Annotated in this window: 14 protein-coding genes; 4 read left to right on the top strand and 10 right to left on the bottom strand. The window is 70.9% G+C overall.

The annotated features are described in order from the left end of the window. Positions 1 to 6 precede the first annotated feature (6 nt). Together FB559_RS19435 and wecB are read right to left on the bottom strand one after the other, a co-directional pair. Entirely contained in the window at positions 7 to 690 is a 684-nt protein-coding gene (locus tag FB559_RS19435; RefSeq protein ID WP_141956944.1) for a hypothetical protein, read from the bottom strand. Next, entirely contained in the window at positions 683 to 1,771 is a 1,089-nt protein-coding gene (gene wecB, locus FB559_RS19430) for a non-hydrolyzing UDP-N-acetylglucosamine 2-epimerase (protein WP_141961793.1), read from the bottom strand. The genes FB559_RS19435 and wecB overlap by 8 nt, the downstream gene beginning before the upstream one ends. Positions 1,772 to 1,830: 59 nt before the next feature. On the opposite strand from wecB, the gene FB559_RS19425 reads away from it, so the two are divergent. The 3 genes from FB559_RS19425 (at position 1,831) to FB559_RS19415 (ending at position 5,695) form a co-directional block, all read left to right on the top strand. Then, positions 1,831 to 3,255, top strand: coding sequence for a glycosyltransferase family 4 protein (locus tag FB559_RS19425; RefSeq protein ID WP_246121745.1), 1,425 nt, complete (start codon positions 1,831 to 1,833; stop codon positions 3,253 to 3,255). Between the two features lie 13 nt (positions 3,256 to 3,268). Next, positions 3,269 to 4,537 carry a nucleotide sugar dehydrogenase gene (locus tag FB559_RS19420; RefSeq protein WP_141956942.1) on the top strand — a complete coding sequence of 423 codons (1,269 nt, stop codon included), beginning with the start codon at positions 3,269 to 3,271 and terminating at the stop codon, positions 4,535 to 4,537. A gap of 69 nt (positions 4,538 to 4,606) precedes the next feature. Further along, positions 4,607 to 5,695, top strand: coding sequence for a glycosyltransferase (locus FB559_RS19415; protein ID WP_141956941.1), 1,089 nt, complete (start codon positions 4,607 to 4,609; stop codon positions 5,693 to 5,695). Positions 5,696 to 5,708: 13 nt separating this feature from the next. Here the strand turns inward: FB559_RS19415 and FB559_RS19410 are convergent, their stop codons facing one another. The 7 genes from FB559_RS19410 to FB559_RS46455 all read right to left on the bottom strand — a co-directional run bounded on the left by FB559_RS19410 (position 5,709) and on the right by FB559_RS46455 (position 13,597). Continuing rightward, positions 5,709 to 7,496, bottom strand: coding sequence for an outer membrane protein assembly factor BamB family protein (locus tag FB559_RS19410; protein WP_185792297.1), 1,788 nt, complete (start codon positions 7,494 to 7,496; stop codon positions 5,709 to 5,711). A gap of 218 nt (positions 7,497 to 7,714) precedes the next feature. Then, positions 7,715 to 8,548: a glycosyltransferase family 2 protein gene (locus FB559_RS19405; protein WP_141961792.1), complete on the bottom strand. Its 834-nt coding sequence runs from the start codon at positions 8,546 to 8,548 to the stop codon at positions 7,715 to 7,717. Positions 8,549 to 8,571: 23 nt separating this feature from the next. Beyond that, positions 8,572 to 9,363 (bottom strand): CDP-alcohol phosphatidyltransferase family protein, encoded by a 792-nt coding sequence (locus tag FB559_RS19400; RefSeq protein ID WP_141956939.1) that lies wholly within the window; start codon positions 9,361 to 9,363, stop codon positions 8,572 to 8,574. Beyond that, entirely contained in the window at positions 9,341 to 10,414 is a 1,074-nt protein-coding gene (locus tag FB559_RS19395; protein ID WP_141956938.1) for an iron-containing alcohol dehydrogenase family protein, read from the bottom strand. Before FB559_RS19395 ends, FB559_RS19400 begins: the two co-directional genes overlap by 23 nt. 1 nt (position 10,415) lies before the next feature. After that, positions 10,416 to 11,147 carry a phosphocholine cytidylyltransferase family protein gene (locus tag FB559_RS19390; protein ID WP_141956937.1) on the bottom strand — a complete coding sequence of 244 codons (732 nt, stop codon included), beginning with the start codon at positions 11,145 to 11,147 and terminating at the stop codon, positions 10,416 to 10,418. Then, the gene (locus tag FB559_RS46460; RefSeq protein ID WP_185792296.1) at positions 11,147 to 11,881 is read right to left on the bottom strand and encodes a DUF5941 domain-containing protein; all 735 of its coding nucleotides are present in this window, start codon (positions 11,879 to 11,881) and stop codon (positions 11,147 to 11,149) included. Before FB559_RS46460 ends, FB559_RS19390 begins: the two co-directional genes overlap by 1 nt. A 57-nt stretch (positions 11,882 to 11,938) precedes the next feature. Then, positions 11,939 to 13,597 (bottom strand): CDP-alcohol phosphatidyltransferase family protein, encoded by a 1,659-nt coding sequence (locus tag FB559_RS46455; protein WP_141956935.1) that lies wholly within the window; start codon positions 13,595 to 13,597, stop codon positions 11,939 to 11,941. Positions 13,598 to 13,813: 216 nt separating this feature from the next. Between FB559_RS46455 and ispD the strand changes: the two genes are divergently transcribed. Then, on the top strand, positions 13,814 to 14,542 hold the full coding sequence (gene ispD, locus FB559_RS19375; protein ID WP_342780946.1) for a 2-C-methyl-D-erythritol 4-phosphate cytidylyltransferase: 729 nt from the start codon (positions 13,814 to 13,816) through the stop codon (positions 14,540 to 14,542). Here the strand turns inward: ispD and FB559_RS19370 are convergent. Beyond that, positions 14,505 to 15,521: a glycosyltransferase family 2 protein gene (locus FB559_RS19370; RefSeq protein WP_141956934.1), complete on the bottom strand. Its 1,017-nt coding sequence runs from the start codon at positions 15,519 to 15,521 to the stop codon at positions 14,505 to 14,507. The two genes, ispD and FB559_RS19370, sit on opposite strands and share 38 nt — an antisense overlap. Positions 15,522 to 15,554 lie beyond the last annotated feature (33 nt).

The raw sequence follows: 15,554 nt of genomic DNA, 5'->3' as shown, positions 1-15,554 counted from the left end.
ATTTCGTCAGGGCCGGTCGATGCCGAACCGGGCACAGAGCCCGGGGAGCGCCTCGTCCAGCTCGGTGCCGTCCTTCAGCGTCGCGTCCCAGCCCAGCCCGGCCAGCCCAGGAGAGGTGCCCAGCAGCACGAGAGGGCGGCCGCGGCCCCGCGCGACCTCCATCAGGCCGAGGAGCGCGCGCTCGCGGTCCGGCACACCCGGCACGCCGAGGTAGGCCCACGGGCCGCCGGCGGCACCGGCGGCGGCGTCCACGATCACGAGGTCGACGTCGGCCGTGTCGAGCAGCAGTGCGGCGTCGTGCGGCATCAGCGGCACGACATGCGCCGTACGGGACAGGCTCTGGGTGGCCTCCGGGCCGAGCACGCCGGCCACGATGACGCCCTTCTCTGACGCGCCGAGCGGTGAGCCGGCGATGAGCCGGTCCTCGTCACGAGCGCTGAACATCGGGCGTTCACGCGCGTCGACCGAGGTCACGACGTTGGGTGCGCCGCGGTGCCGCCACATGCGGTACAGCTCGCGCGGCAGCGCCACGACGCCCTTCCCCGGCTTGCGGGCGGCGTCGGTGACGGCGCGGCCCACACGCAGCGAGGTCGACGCCTCCAGCGCCGAGACCCGCGCCTCCAAGATCTGCACCCGTGCCTCACGGTCGGCCAGAGCCGCCTTCAGCCGGGCCACCTGACGGTCAGCCATCGAGCCAGTCCTCCACAACTCGTGCGATGCGCGGCCCTGCCTTGCCGTCCCACAGCGGCGGGACCTCGCGCTCACCCGCGTCCGCCGCCAGCGCCCGCTCGACCGCGGGCACGAGGCCCTCGGCCGTGACGAGCCGGTTCGTGCCGTGGGTGATGGTGATCGGCCGCTCGGTGTTGGGCCGTACGGTCAGGCACGGCACGCCGAGGATCGTCGTCTCCTCCTGGACGCCGCCCGAGTCGGTGACGACGACGGCGGCCCCGCGTACGGTCGCGACGAAGTCGACGTAGCCGAGCGGCTCCAGCAGCTTCACCCGGGGATGGTCATCGAGCCCGGCCTCGGTCAGCACCTTGCGCCCGCGCGGGTGCACGGGCATGACGACGTCGGCCAGGTCGGCGATCTCGTGCAGCCGCTTGACCAGCCCGGCCGCGATCTGCGGGTCGTCCACGTTCGCGGGCCGGTGGAGGGTCGCGACGATGTAGCGCTCGGGCAGCCCGTGGGCGGCGCGCACCGCCTCGGTGTCGAACGCGTCGAGATGGGAGAGCAGCGTGTCGATCATCGGGTTGCCGACGAAGTGCACCCGGTCGACACCCACGCCTTCGGCGGCCAGGTGACCGACGGCCTCCGGGCTGGTGACGAACAGCAGGTTCGAGAGCTGGTCGACGAGGCGCCGGTTGACCTCTTCGGGCATGGTCATGTCGAAGCTGCGCAGCCCGGCCTCGACATGGGCGACCGGGATGTGCAGCTTGGCCGCGACCAGGGCGGCGGCGATGGTGGAGTTCACGTCGCCGTACACCATGACCAGCTCGGGTGAACGCTCGATGAACTCCTTCTCCAGCGCGATCATGATCGCCGCGGTCTGCGCGGCGTGGCTGCCCGAGCCCACGCCGAGGTTGGCGTCCGGTTCGGGCAGACCGAGCTCGCGGAAGAAGACATCGGACATGCGTTCGTCGTAGTGCTGCCCGGTGTGGATCACTCGCTGCCCGCGCCGCGGGCCGCCGGCGGCCTGCCGAGACGCGGACAGCGCGGCGATGACGGGGGCGGCCTTGACGAAGTTCGGCCGGGCGCCGAGGACGTGCGTGATCACGTTTGCCTCTCGTTCATTGAAGGTGCTTAGCCTCGCCCGCCATGCAGGTGGCCAAGATGATCTTTTTCTCCGCGGCGCTGGCCTGGCGGCATGCACGCGATGACCCACGCCGCGCGTTCCGGCTCGCCGTACGCCTGGCGCTCCGCGTCGTTCCAGGGAGGGTACGCCCTCGTCTGACAAAGTGGGGCAAGCCGACTCCGAAGGCCGACGAGACGCGTGACCTGCGCGAACTTCTCGGCGACGCACGGACGGGCACGGCCGCGCCGCAGCGGCGCGCGGGCTCCGACGCCACGCGAATCCTGCACTTCGTCACGAACTCGCTGCCGGCCACCCAGGCCGGCTACACCGTGCGGACGCAGCGGATCGCCGTCGCCCAGCGGGAGCTCGGGCTCGATCCGCACGTCGTGACGCGGCTCGGCCATCCGCTCGCCCAGGGGGTCGCGGACGCGCGGCCGGAGTGCACGGTCGACGGGGTCACCTACCACCGGCTCCTGCCGTGGCTGCCGCCGCGCGGCCCGGTACGGGAGATCCGCAAGGCGGCCGACCTGGCCGGGCGCCTCGTCGAACGGCTGCGCCCCTCGGTCCTGCACGCGGCCAGCAACCACATGAACGCGGCCGTCGCGCTGGAGCTTCGCGACCGTCACGGTGTGCCCGTGGCCTACGAGGTCCGCGGCTTCCTGGAGGACTCCTGGCTGTCGCGGGACCCGGCGCGTACGGAGGCCGATGAGTTCTACCGGCTCACCCGTGAGGTCGAGACCGCACGGATGCGCGCCGCCGACCTGGTCGTGACCCTCGGCGAGGCGATGCGCGAGGAGATCGAGAGCCGCGGCGTGGACAACGTGCTCGTCGTGCCGAACGCCGTCGACGACTCGTTCCTGGCGCCCCTGCCCGACGGCGCCAAGCTCCGTGCCGAGCTGGGCATCGCGCCCGGCGACATCGTGGTGGGCCTCACCTCGACGTTCTACGGCTTCGAGGGCATCTCCACGCTCATCGAGGCGGCCGCCCTGCGCCGTGACATCACCCTGCTGCTCGTCGGCGACGGCCCGGAGCGGGCCGCCCTCGAACGCCTCGTCGCGGAGCGGCGGGTTTCCGCGGTGTTCACCGGGCGGGTGCCGGTCGATCAGGTGCGTCGGTATCAAGCCGTCCTCGATGTCTTCGCGGTCCCGCGAACGGCGGACCGTGTGTGCCAGCTGGTGACTCCGCTGAAGCCCTTGGAGGCCATGGCAGGAGGGATCCCAGTAATAGCAAGTGATGTCAGAGCGCTCCGCGAAATCATCGAACCAGGCGTGACCGGCACGTTAACAGTTCCGGAAGACCCGGAAGCATGGGCCAATTGCCTGGAGGAGCTCATTTACAGTCCCAAGACACGGGGCGAAATCGGACAGGCCGGTCGAGAGTGGGTCGCGGAATACCGGACCTGGCGGGCGGTGACCGCTCGCTATCTCGATCGCTATCGGCAAATCGCCCAAGGCAGCATCTGAAGGGAGCCACCTGGTGGACCTGGTGGTCATTGGACTCGGATACGTCGGCCTCCCCCTCGCACGGGAGGCGTGCCGCGCCGGGCTTAAGGTCGCCGGTCTGGACCGCGACCCTCGCGTCGTGGCCGGGCTCAAGGCGGGGCTCTCCCATGTCGACGACGTCAGCCCGGCCGAGATCGAGGAGATGCTCGCGGCCGGCTTCACGCCCAGCCGCGACGAGTCGATCCTCGAGGGCGTGCGCACCGTCGTGATCTGCGTGCCCACGCCCCTGTCGGCCGACGGCGGCCCGGACCTTACGGCCGTGCAGAAGGCGTCTCAGACGGTCGCGCGGCACCTGAACCCCGGCACGCTGGTGGTCCTGGAGAGCACCACCTACCCGGGCACGACGGAGGAGATCGTCGGGCCGATCCTGGAAGAGTCCGGGCTCAAGGCCGGCGATGACTTCCACCTGGCGTTCTCACCGGAGCGGATCGACCCGGGCAACCCGGTCTACGGCGTCGCCAACACGCCCAAGATCGTCGGTGGCCTCACTCCGGCCTGCGCTTCGGCGGCCGCCGGGTTCTACGGCAAGTTCGTCGAGCAGGTCGTGCAGGCCAAGGGCACCCGCGAGGCCGAGATGGCCAAGCTGCTGGAGAACACCTACCGGCACGTCAACATCGCCCTGGTCAACGAGATGGCGGTGTTCTGCCACGAGCTCGGCATCGACCTGTGGGACGCGATCGGATGCGCCGCCACCAAGCCGTTCGGGTTCCAGGCGTTCTACCCCGGGCCCGGCGTCGGCGGTCACTGCATCCCGATCGACCCGAACTACCTGTCCTACAAGGTCCGGTCGCTCGGCTACCCGTTCCGCTTCGTCGAACTCGCCCAAGAGATCAACGACCGGATGCCCCGCTACGTGGTCGAACGCGCCCAGGCCCTGCTCAACCGGGAGGGCCGGGCGATAAAGAACGCCAAGGTCCTGCTGCTCGGCGTGACCTACAAGGCCGACATCGCCGACCAGCGCGAGTCGCCGGCCCGCCCGGTCGCCGCCCGGCTACGCAAGATGGGCGCCGACCTGACGTTCCACGATCCGCATGTGGAGGACTGGGAGGTCGACGGCACACCGGTGCCGCGCGCCCGTGTGCTCTACACCGCGCTGGCCGAGGCCGACCTCGTCGTGGTGCTCACCAACCACGCCGAGTACGACACCGACACCCTCACGCGTCACGCGCGGCTGCTGTTCGACACGCGCGGCGGTACCCGTATGGCCGACGAGTCGGCGGCCGAGCGCGTCGAATTGCTTTGAGCCGATGGCCGCGCGGAATTCACCCGGTGTTTTCCTTTCACCACCAGACTCCCCGGTGAAGTGAAAACGATGCGGGTTTTCGTCTGTACGGTCGTCCACCATCCAGAGGACGCGCGAATTCTGCACCGGCAGATTCGCGCATTGCTCGACGCGGGCCATGAAGTCACGTATATGGCGCCATTCCGCGCGTGCAACGTCACGCCATGGCCGGAGATCGTTCCGGTCGACGTGCCGCGCGCGACCGGGCGCCGGCGGCTCCACTCGCTGCGGGCCGCCCGGCGCATCCTCAAGGAGCGCGGCCGGGACGCGGACCTCGTGCTGCTGCACGATCCCGAGCTGTTGCTCGCGGTCCCGCGGCGGCTGCGTTCCCGTACGGTCTGGGACGTCCACGAGGACACCGCCGCGGCGCTCGGCGCCAAGGGCTGGCTGCCGGCTCCTCTGCGCGTACCTCTGCGGTTCGCCGTACGGCGGCTGGAGCGTCGGGCCGAGCGGCGGCTGAAGCTGCTCCTGGCCGAGGAGGGTTACCGCGAGCGGTTCCGTGAACGGCATCCGGTCGTGCCGAACACCACGAACGTCCCGGACTCCCCGCCCGCGCCGCCGGGCGATGACCGGGTGGTCTACGTGGGACAGCTCTCACTGGCCCGCGGCGCGGCCGACCTGATCGAGCTGGCCCGGCTGCTGCACGACGACGGGGTGACGCTCGAGCTGATCGGCGCGGCGGACGCGAGCGTGCGGCCCCTGTTGCGCGAGGCGCAGCGGACCGGCCTCCTGCGCTGGTACGGCTTCGTGCCCAACGACCGCGCGCTCCGCATGGCCGAAGGCGCGATCGCCGGGCTGGCCCTGCTGCACGACTCACCGAACTACCGGCACTCGATGCCGACCAAGGTCGTGGAGTACATGGCGCGCGGCCTTCCGGTCATCACGACGCCCAACCCGATCGCCGCTGAGATCGTCACCCAGGGCGCCTGCGGGCTCGTCGTGCCGTTCCAGGACCCGCAGGCCACCGCGGCCGCGGTCCGGCGGCTGCGCGACGACCCGGCACTCCGCCTCGACATGGGCAAGCGCGGTCACGAGGCCGCGCGTGCCCGCTACCACTGGCCCGAGCAGGCACGCCTGTTCGTCGCCCAGCTCGAGGACTGGGCCGCGGCCAAGGTCTGACACCGGGCCCGCGTCAGCTGCCGGTGCGCAGGCGGGCCGCGATCAAGGTGGCCAGGTGCTTGGCCGTGCTCGAGAGGCCGGCGGTGACCGTGACGATCGTGCGGCCGACCCTCATCACGACCGTGCCCGACGGGACGCCCAGGCCGTACGCCGCGTCTCCGGCGCTCACCGGGTCGCGCACCCCGCTCAGGGTGTCGCGCGCGGCCCAGAACAGCGCCGCGGCGCTGCTCGGGTCGGCGGCGACCCACTGAACCGTGACCGACAGCGTGCTCGCCTCCCGCTCCGGGCCCGCCGAGACGGCGGAGGCGCCCCGCTCCCGCCGGCTCCGCTGCCGGTAGGTGCATCCGGCCGGTACGCGCAGCCCCTCGACGTGCGCCGATGAGGACACTTCGGAGTAGCCGGGCGGAAGGTCCTGCTTGCTCAGCAGCGCGCAGGCGTCGGGCCAGTCGTGGGCCGGGACCCCGGCGAGCTCCGGCGGCCCGGTGCCGCGGACCCCGCCGCGCAGCGCGACCAGCCGCGCCCCGCCGTACGGGCGCGGGCGCGCCGTGGGTACCGCCACATAGAGCAGGCCGCCGCCCGCGGCGAGCCAGGGGCGCACGCCGTCCAGACCCGGACGCATCACGAGCGGCGCGGGCACCGTCGTGCCGTCACCCGTCTCAGGATCGATCACGTCGATCCCGGCGGGCAGTAACGGGTCGGCCAGCCGGGAGCGCAGGCCGTACAGGAGGCCGCCGGCGACCGACAGCGCGGTGTATCCGGACATGTCTCGGCGCCAGGACATCGCGCCGGACGCGATCTCCACCGACTCGAGCCGCCGCGTCGCCATCCCGTCCTCCGGCCGGCCGGTGAGGTCGTAGGCGACGAGGAGGTGACCGCCGGTCACCCCGATCGGGCACATCTCGCGGCAGACGTCCTCACCCTTACGGATCAGGAAGGCGTGGCCGCGCCGGTCATAGGCGTAGAGGCCGAAGCCGTCGAAGACGGCCGTCACGTCGCCGTCGACCGAGACGGCGGCGTGAGCGGCGTTCGTGACGAACAGCGTGCGGCCGGTGCGCGGGTCGAGGGTGAGGGTACGGTCTCGCGCACCGCAGTCGAGCCTGAAGGCGGCGAGGGTCTCACTGCTGCCAGAGCCGTACGGCACCGCCTCGGGCAGCAGGCAGCCGTGCGCGAGTCGTTTGCTCCAGAGCCGGCGGCCGCTCGTGGCGGAACGGCCGTACAGGGTGTGCCGCCCGTCCTCGGTGACGATCACCACGCCGCCGCCCGCCGGCCAGCGCAGCGTGGTCCGCTCGGTCGCGGCCGGCAGGTCACCGCGCTGCCGCCACAGGAGGGTGCCGCTCACGGCGTCGAGGCCGACCATGAGGCGCTTGCCGCGGTGGCCGGTGCGTTCGAGATACGCGATGAGCACCTGGCCGGTACGCGCCCAGCCGAGCAGCGACCACTGGCCTCGGTAGTAGTGCCAGCGTTCCCTGCCGGTGCGCGCGTCGCGGACGGTCAAGCCGTGTCCTGACACGACGACGAGCTCACCGTTCATGATCGCGTAAGCGACCCGGTCGTACGCCGGCAGCTCGCTGTCGCCGACCGGGGTGCTCAGCTGCCAGCTCATGGTGACGGGACCGGGAGGTGGCCCGAGATCGGCGAGCTGCGGTCGCGGTGCGTGCGTCACCGTCCGGTTCACCTGCCACCATTCGGCCTGCAGGATGAGATGGTCCGCCAGTATCGCGCCGCACACGATGGTGACCAGGGTCGCGAGAACGCCCGGCACGGCGCGCCATCGGCTCCGCGCGGACTCGACCGTGCTCACCTCCAACCACTCGGGAACTGCCGAGCGTAACGGGGTTGGACGCCTGCCACCGATGATGGCGACATGACAGAGCCGGTCAACCCTGAACACGCCGTGGCGTGGTGAGGGCATGACCCAGAGGGTTTCGCCGCGGTCTTCCACCGCCGCCACGCGCCGACTTACGGCGGCACGCGGAGGCCACCTACGTCTTCTCGGTACGTGTCGCGGCGGGTGACCTGTCAGATGACCGGAGGACGGCCCAGGCGTGTCATCCGCCAGACCGTGCGCCACGAGATCGGCCGGCGCGGGCCGGCGGGCTTGCGCCAGCCCTCGCGGAAGCCACCGAACCACGGGCGCAGCGAGGCGAGCTTGCGCTCGCGCGCCACGGTCATCCCGATCCAGACCGTCAGGTACGTGAACGCGACCGGCCACGGCAGGTTACGCCGGGCCAGCCAGACGCGGTTGCGAGCGTTGAGCCGGTAGAACATCGCGTGCCGCGTGGGCGCGACGGCCGGGTGGAACATCACGCAGTCGGCGTCGTAGACGATGTGGTAGCCGGCGTTGAGCGCCTGCCAGGCGAGGTCGGTCTCCTCGTGGGCGTAGAAGAAGTCCTCGGGCAGGCCGCCGGCGGCGTCGAACACCGCGCGCCGCACCGCGCACGCCCCGCCCAGGAACGTCGTGACCTCCGAGGACCGCAGCGGGTCGCCGGCGCGCAGCCGCGGGACGTGCCGCCGCTCTCCGGGACCGCCCTCCGGGTCGCGCACGCGGAAGGAGACGATGCCCAGCTTCGGGTCGGCCGTGAACCGGTCCCGCAGGTGGGCGCCGAGGTCGGTGGACTCGTAGTAGCCGTCGTCGTCGAGGAACAGGATGAGGTCGCCGGTCGAGGCCTCGACGCCCCGGTTGCGGCCGGCCGGGATGCCGACGTTCTCCGGGAGCCGCACGACGCGTACGGTCTCCGGCCAGGAGCCGGGGATGTCGGCGCCGTTGCCGACGAGCACGATCTCGACCTCCACGCCCTTCTGGGTCAGGGCGCTGTCGACGGCCTTCTTCAGCTCGACCGGGCGATTGCCCATCGTGAGGACGACGACGGAGATCCTCACTTGAGCCTCCGTGAGGCGACGACGCTCACGAAGTGCAGGCCCGTCTGGAGCACCGCCACGATCGCGACAGCGGCCGTCAGCACCCGGGTGGCGGTGAGCCCGCCCGTCACCTGGTCGACCACCGACGCGGCCACGATCAGCAGCGACAGCTCGACGGCGCCGATGATCCGATGGAGCTTCAGCATCGACACGGCCTCGCGGGCCAGCGCCAGGCCGGTCGACTCGGGCCGCAGCGCGCGGTCACCGGTCTCCGGGTCGGCCGGCAGCCCCGACTTGGCGCGGGCCACCACGACGTTGTCGGTCTCCGCCTTGATCAGTGCGGCGCCGAGCGCCGCGAGCAGGCCGAGCTCGACGTACCCGCCGTTCTCCCACGCGCCCTGGGCCCGTACGCCGAGCCCGATGAGCAGCGTCACCTCGGACATGTAGTGCCCGATCCGGTCGAGATAGACGCCGGTGATCGAGGTGCGCTTGCGGAACCGCGCGACCTCGCCGTCGGAGCAGTCGAGCAGGAGGTAGGCCTGGATGAGCAGCGCGCCCACGATGGCCCACACGAGGCCGGTGGTGCCGTGCCCGGTCACCGCGACGGCCACACCGCCGAGCATCCCGCAGGCGATCATCATGTACGTCAGCTGGTTCGGGCTGAACCCGATCCGGACGAACATCCAGGTGAAGTAGGGCGAGACGTTGCGCATGTAAAGGCGCCCCGCCCAGTGCTCCTCGTTGCGCCGGTCTTTCAGGCCGGGGGGCTGACCGCCCGCCCTGACCTCATCCAGCGAAGGTGCCGACATATTCACGTACCGCTTTCAGCAGGGCACTCTCGTCCAGGGCGAGATGCTCCAGGATGGTGTACCGGCCGGGCCGGGTCTGGGGAGCGTACGCCACCGCCTGTGCGAACTGCTCCGCGGTCAGGCCGACGTCATGGGGAGTCTTGGGCAACCCATGACGGTCGAGGCTCGCCACGATCTCGCCGAGGCGCTCGGCGCCCTCGCCCAGATGCGTCGCGCGCAGGTGGTAACAGAACGCCGCTCCGAGACCGGCGAGTTCGCCATGGTTGGCGGTGCCGGGGAACAGGTGGTCGATGGCGTGCAGGATCTCGTGGTCGCCGCCGCTCGCCGGTCGCGAGGAGCCGGCGAACGACATCGCCATCCCCGACAGCACGAGCCCCTCGGCCAGCACGGTCAGGAACTCGTCCGAGTCGATCGACCGGGGCTGGTAGAGGAGCGCCTCGGCGGCGACTCTCGCGAACGTCAGCGCGAGCCGGTCGATCGGGTCGCCCTGCTCGCGGTTCGACAGCACCCAGTCCTCGACCGCGGAGAAGTTGCTCAGCACGTCACCGATGCCGGCACGCACGAGGCGCTCCGGCGCGGCATGCACGTAGTCCAGGTCCACGATCATGGCGAGCGGCATCGTCACGCCGAACGACGCCTTGCCCTTCTCGTGCTCCAGCGACGCGGTGGGAGAGCAGATGCCGTCGTGGGAGAGGTTGGTCGCGACGGAGACCATCGGCATGCCGGCGAGCGTCGCGGCGTACTTGGTGGCGTCGATCGTCCGTCCGCCGCCGATGCCGACGACCGCCTCGTACGATCCGCCGCGCAGCCGGGAACCCAGCGCCATGGCCGCGTCCACGGAGGCGCCCTCGACCCGGAACACCTCGCATTCGGCCAGGCCGGGCCGTACGTGCTCGGCGATCTGGTCGCCCTGGCCGGGTCCGACCGCGATGGCCACCCGGCCTTCGGTCGCGATGCGCCGGTCGGCGAGGAGCTCGCCGAGGTGGGCGATCGCGCCCCGGCGTACGTCGATCGACAGCGGAGCGGGGAGCATCCGCGAGAGCAGGGGCATCTCAGTAGGCCTTGGCGATCCGGCGGGCTTTCTCCAGGTCGTCGTGGTTGTCGACCTCGACCCAGTCGATAGCGCCGATCGGCGCCACCGAGATCTTGCCGCCGCGGTTCACCAGCTCCTGGTAACCGTCCTCGTAGTAGAGGTCCGGGTCGCGCTCCCACGTGGCCTTCAGCGCGGCGGCCAGCGGCTCGGCGGCGGCCGGCTCCAGCAGCGTGGCGCCGATGTACTCACCGTTCGCGCTCGCCGGGTCCATCAGCTTGGTGATGCGCTCGAGGTGCCCGTCGGCGTCGAGGATGACCTTCATCTCCTCGTCGGCGAGCTTCTTCACATCGTCCACGGCGAGCAGGATGTCCGGTCCGCGGTTGCCGAGCAGGGTCCGCTCGACGCTCACCGGGTGCACGGTGTCGCCGTTGACCATGAGCAGGCCCTCGCTGAAGTACTCGCGGGCCAGCCACATGGAGTAGGCGTTGTTCCACTCCTCGGCCTTGTCGTTGTGCACGAGCGTGATGTCGACGCCGTACCGGCTCTCCAGGTCGGCCTTGCGCTCCTCGACCGCGCCCGCGCAGTAGCCCACGACGATGACGACGTCGGTGAGCTCGACCTCGGCGAGGTTGCCGAGCGCGATGTCCAGGATCGTCGTCTCGCCGTCGACGGGCACGAGTGCCTTGGGGAGCGTGTCGGTGTACGGGCGGAGCCGGCGCCCCGCGCCGGCGGCGAGAACCATGCCGATCATCAGACGGTCTCCTGAGTTTCCTTGGCCGCGGCGCGCTCTGCGGCTTCTTCTGCTGCGGTCTCCTCGGCCGAGGGCGGCGACTCTCCGTCGTCCTCGAGGTTGACCATGACGCCCTTGCCGGTACCGGTACGCGTCCAGGTGTAGACGCTCTCGATGCCGAACAGCAGCCCGAGGTAGACGGTGAGCACCGCGATGGTGATCGGCAGTACGCCCGCGAGGGTGGCCACGGCCGCGATGAGCAGCCGGCCGTCCCAGCCGAGACCGGCGACGAAGACCCACCTGGCCGGCCACAACCTCTGCCGCGTGCGGTAGACGGTGTCGTAGTGGTGGTAGGCGAGCACGCCGATGAAGGCGTACGTCAGCGGCTTGGACACGTCGTGCGCGAAGGCCAGCGTCGCCAGGTAGACGTACTCGATCGCCCGCATGATCGGCGGCACGAGCCAGTCGAGGCGGCCGCTGTGCGGGTGGGTCGCGGCGGGGCCGGCGAGCAGGAGGGCCAGCACCGGAGCGAAGATCGCCGGGCTGGTCTGGCCGTTGACCCCGGCGATCAGCAGGATGCCGGTGACGATGGCGGCCACGAGCAGCGGGAGCAGGGGCGGGAGCTGGCCGCCGCTCAGCCGGCCGAGCGTCTTGGAGATCGGCCCGTCGTCGCGGTAGGCGACCAGCCGGTCGCCGTGGAAGGTGAACGCCTCACTCGGCGCGTCCTTCCGCTGGGGCGCCGCCCCTGATGACATACCCCCAGGAAGCACGGTGCTCACTGGTCGCTCACTCCCTGCGTTTCAATTGTGGTCTCAGGCATTGATGCGGGCCGTCCTGGGCTGGGTCAGTGACCGGAGGAAACGGCCGCCGATGGTGTAGCAGGCGGCGAGCGTGCCCCAGGTGAGCAGCGCGATGAACGTCACCTTCGCGTTGAAGAACATCGCGGTGAGCGCGATGAGCGCGAACCGCTCGCCGATCGGCAGCACGATGATCTTCTTGAACCAGTGGAAGACCCGGATCTTCTCCGAACGCGCCGACAGCCAGACCGCGAGGTGGCTCACGCCGCCGCCCTTGGGACGGCTCTTCGCGGGCTCGGGCTCGTCGAGCATGCTGTCGTCCGGCATCCCCAGGGGGACCACCGGGAGCGGCTCCGGCGCCTTGCGCCGCTTGGACGCGCCGAACGAGAAGTCGACCATGTGCCGGCAGGTCTGCAGGGTCAGCGCGGCGACCGCGAGGTACCAGACGTCGCCGCCGTGTACGGAGCTGCCCGCCACGGCCGCGGTCGACCCGACCGCCAGCCCGGCGAAGACGGTGTACTCCTTGGCCCGGTCGAACGTCGCGTCGAGCCAGGCGCCCAGCGTGCTGAACTGCCGGCTGTAGCGGGCCAGCTGCCCGTCGACGCAGTCGAAGACGAAGGCGAAGTAGAGGCTGATCCCGCCGAGGAGCATGCCCCACCGCTCCCCGGTCGCGAAGAACGCCGCGGCCACCACCGAGATGCCCATCGAGATCGCGGTGACGCCGTTCGGGGTCCATCCGCGCCTGGCGGTCCAGCGGGCGATGAAGCGCGAGTAGGTGCTCACCGCGTAGGTGGTGAAGAAGCCGTCGTTGTTCTTCACGGCCGTGTTGAGCCGTACGCGGTCCTCGTCGACCGCGTCCACGGCCTGCTGGGCCGCGTCGGCCTGCTCCTGGTCGAGAACGCGCTCGCAGACCAGCTCACGGCTGCCGCGGGCGGTGACCTTGACACCCGAGCGCACCATGCCGGTGAGCAGCAGGGCGGGGGCGTCGTCGCCGATGACCGGGGTGCTGGTGAGGGCCGCGGGCAGGCCGGTGTCCTGTGCCTCGGCCTCGCCCAGGAGCTCGGCGATCTCGTCGGGGCTCTGCCAGAGGATGCGGACCGGGCTGATCTCGGTCAGGCCGTCCGGCAGGTCGGCGAGCTCGGCGAACCGCTCGGCCACGTCGGCGAGGGTGGCGGTCTCTTCCTCGCCCACTCTCAGCACGCCGCGGAACATGGCGTTCGGGTCCGTCACCTGGTGGTAACGGGTGCCCGCCGAGGCGATGCGGCTGCGCCGGATTCTCATCACGGGCCGGTTGGGCGAGTCACTGATCGGCTTCACCCGCGTGGCGGCCGCGGAGGCGGGAGCCTTGGAGTTGAGCACGAGCCGGGCGAACACCTCGCGGTGGGCCACGACGTCACCGTGCACGATCAGGATGGGTTCGGTGGCCTCACGTGCCACCCGCGCGATCTCTCTCAGGTCCTCGGCGAGTCCCTTGGACTCGATCACCTCGCAACCGAGCTCGCGCAGCTCGGCGGAGTTGTCCGGACGGGTGATCACACGGCGGTCCGCCACCTCGAGCGACTCGAGCTGCCCGAGCAGGTGGCCGATGACACTGCCGCTTCGAAGCGCCAGGCCGGCCGTCGGCGAGGATCCGGTCGCGACCGTTTCTGTCGCGACAACCAGTGCCAACGTCATCGGCGCCCTCCGAACGTCATCTCAACAGTCCTTCAGGTTTTGGGGGTCTTCTACGGCGAACGCCGCGAGATACGAGCGCCGACCATACCGCGCCGGTCACCCGGCCGCTGCTTTGGCGTAAACATCCGTTCGTCCGCCGGTCGGATGGAGATTCCCCATAGGTTACCGCCGCTCGCGACCCGTGATCCCCAACGGCGGACAGTAGAATTTCGGGCCATGAGGCCCATGAGGACGACCGCGGTGGTCCTGGCCGGAGGAACGGGCCGGCGGCTCGGCCTCGAGGCTCCCAAACAGCTCGCCTCGGTGGGCGGCCGCTCGATCCTCGCGCGTGCGATCGGCGCGTTCGACGCGGCCCCGCAGATCGACGAGATCCTCGTGGTGATGGCCCCAGGGCACCTGGCCGCGGCGGAGCTTGCCGCCGGGCCGTACGCCAAGGTCACCGCCGTCATCGAGGGTGGCGCTAGCCGTACGGACTCCACGCGACGCGCGCTGTCGGCGCTGGAGGCACGGCCGGACGGCGAACGCGTGCTCTTCCACGACGCCGCCCGCCCGTTCGTGGACGGACGGATCATCGCCGAGTGCGTCGCCGTCCTCGGCGACGCCGAGGCGGTCGCGGTAGCGGTGCCGTCCTCGGACACGGTGGTCGTGGTCGAGGACGGCCGGATCGTGGAGATGCCGCGCCGCGACAGCCTGCGCCGCTTCCAGACACCGCAGGGGTTCCGGCTGGGCACGATCCGCGGCGCGTACGAGCGCGCGCTGGCCGACCCGGAGTTCACCCGCAACGCGCCGACCGACGACTGTGGCGTCGTGCACCGCTATCTGCCCGGCGTGCCCATCGTGGTGGTCGAGGGCAGCGAGCAGAACATCAAGATCACCCATCCGGTCGACCTGATCGTCGCCGAGCAGATCACGTCTCGCGAGAACGCCCCAGGCTCGGCGGACTGACCAGGAAGCCAAAGCCCCACGACAGGTGCATCGTCGCGTAGACGAGCGGCAACCGCAGCCAGCCCGAGAGCGGCAGGCCACGGCCGGTCGGCACCGATCCGGCGATGATCGCGGCGGCGTACCCTCCCGGCAGGATCCAGGCCGGCCAGAAGCCCAGCGCACCCGCGACGACGCCGACCACGATCGCCACGACGGCGATCGGCGGGGCGAGGTAGCGGAGGTTGAGCGTGCCCTGGTGCTCGCGTCCCACGACCCGCCGCCAGCGGCCGGTGTGGAAGAACTGCTTGGCCAGCGCCCTGGTGTTCGGTCTGGGCCGGTAGGTCACGTGCATGCGGGGAGTGAAGAAGACCTTGCCGCCGGTCTGGCGGATCCGGTGGTTCATCTCCCAGTCCTGCGCGCGGACGAAGGTCTCGTCGTAGCCGCCGACGCGCTCGAGCGCGCTGCGCCGGAACGAGCCCAGGTAGACCGTGTCGGCCTCGCCCGCGCCGCCACCGGTGTGGAACGGGGCGTTGCCGATGCCGATCTTGGAGGTCATCGCGCGGGCCACGGCCTTCTCGAACGGCGTGACGCCCTCGGCGGCCATGATGCCGCCGACGTTGTCGGCACCGGTCTCCTCGAGGGTCTCGACCGCGGCGCGTACGTAGTCCGGGGGGAGCAGTGAGTGGCCGTCGACCCGTACGACGATGGAGTACTGAGACGCCTTGATGCAGGCGTTCAGTCCCTGCGGCGTACGGCCCGTGGGGTTCGGCACGATGACGATGCGCGGGTCGTCGGCGGCGAGCTTTTCCGCGATCTCCTGCGTCCGGTCGCGAGATGGGCCGATGGCCAGCACGAGCTCCAGCTCACCGGCATACTCCTGGTCGAGGGCGGCGGCGACCGCTTCGGCGAGGTGCCGCTCCTCGTTGAGCACCGGCATGATCACTGACACCGCCGGCCACACGCGGTTTCCGGCAGGGGGTGTGTTAGTCGAGGGATTCATGACGGCGCCACGGTAACGTACGAACGCGAGGTA

It is taken from the genome of Actinoallomurus bryophytorum (assembly GCF_006716425.1).
GTDB lineage: Bacteria > Actinomycetota > Actinomycetes > Streptosporangiales > Streptosporangiaceae > Actinoallomurus > Actinoallomurus bryophytorum.
The sequence above is the reverse complement of the archived record's forward strand: the minus strand, read 5'-3'. Positions and strand labels throughout refer to the sequence as shown.

Bases quoted from the DNA above. Each gene is read 5' to 3' on its own strand.
- FB559_RS19395 (WP_141956938.1), bottom strand. From the start codon at position 10,414: ATGCCCCTGCTCTCGCGGATGCTCCCCGCTCCGCTGTCGATCGACGTA.
- FB559_RS19425 (WP_246121745.1), top strand. From the start codon at position 1,831: ATGATCTTTTTCTCCGCGGCGCTGGCCTGGCGGCATGCACGCGATGAC.
- ispD (WP_342780946.1), top strand. From the start codon at position 13,814: ATGAGGCCCATGAGGACGACCGCGGTGGTCCTGGCCGGAGGAACGGGC.
- FB559_RS19415 (WP_141956941.1), top strand. From the start codon at position 4,607: ATGCGGGTTTTCGTCTGTACGGTCGTCCACCATCCAGAGGACGCGCGA.
- FB559_RS19435 (WP_141956944.1), bottom strand. From the start codon at position 690: ATGGCTGACCGTCAGGTGGCCCGGCTGAAGGCGGCTCTGGCCGACCGT.
- FB559_RS19400 (WP_141956939.1), bottom strand. From the start codon at position 9,363: ATGTCGGCACCTTCGCTGGATGAGGTCAGGGCGGGCGGTCAGCCCCCC.
- FB559_RS19390 (WP_141956937.1), bottom strand. From the start codon at position 11,147: ATGATCGGCATGGTTCTCGCCGCCGGCGCGGGGCGCCGGCTCCGCCCG.
- FB559_RS46455 (WP_141956935.1), bottom strand. From the start codon at position 13,597: ATGACGTTGGCACTGGTTGTCGCGACAGAAACGGTCGCGACCGGATCC.
- FB559_RS19405 (WP_141961792.1), bottom strand. From the start codon at position 8,548: ATGGGCAATCGCCCGGTCGAGCTGAAGAAGGCCGTCGACAGCGCCCTG.
- FB559_RS19370 (WP_141956934.1), bottom strand. From the start codon at position 15,521: ATGAATCCCTCGACTAACACACCCCCTGCCGGAAACCGCGTGTGGCCG.
- FB559_RS46460 (WP_185792296.1), bottom strand. From the start codon at position 11,881: ATGTCATCAGGGGCGGCGCCCCAGCGGAAGGACGCGCCGAGTGAGGCG.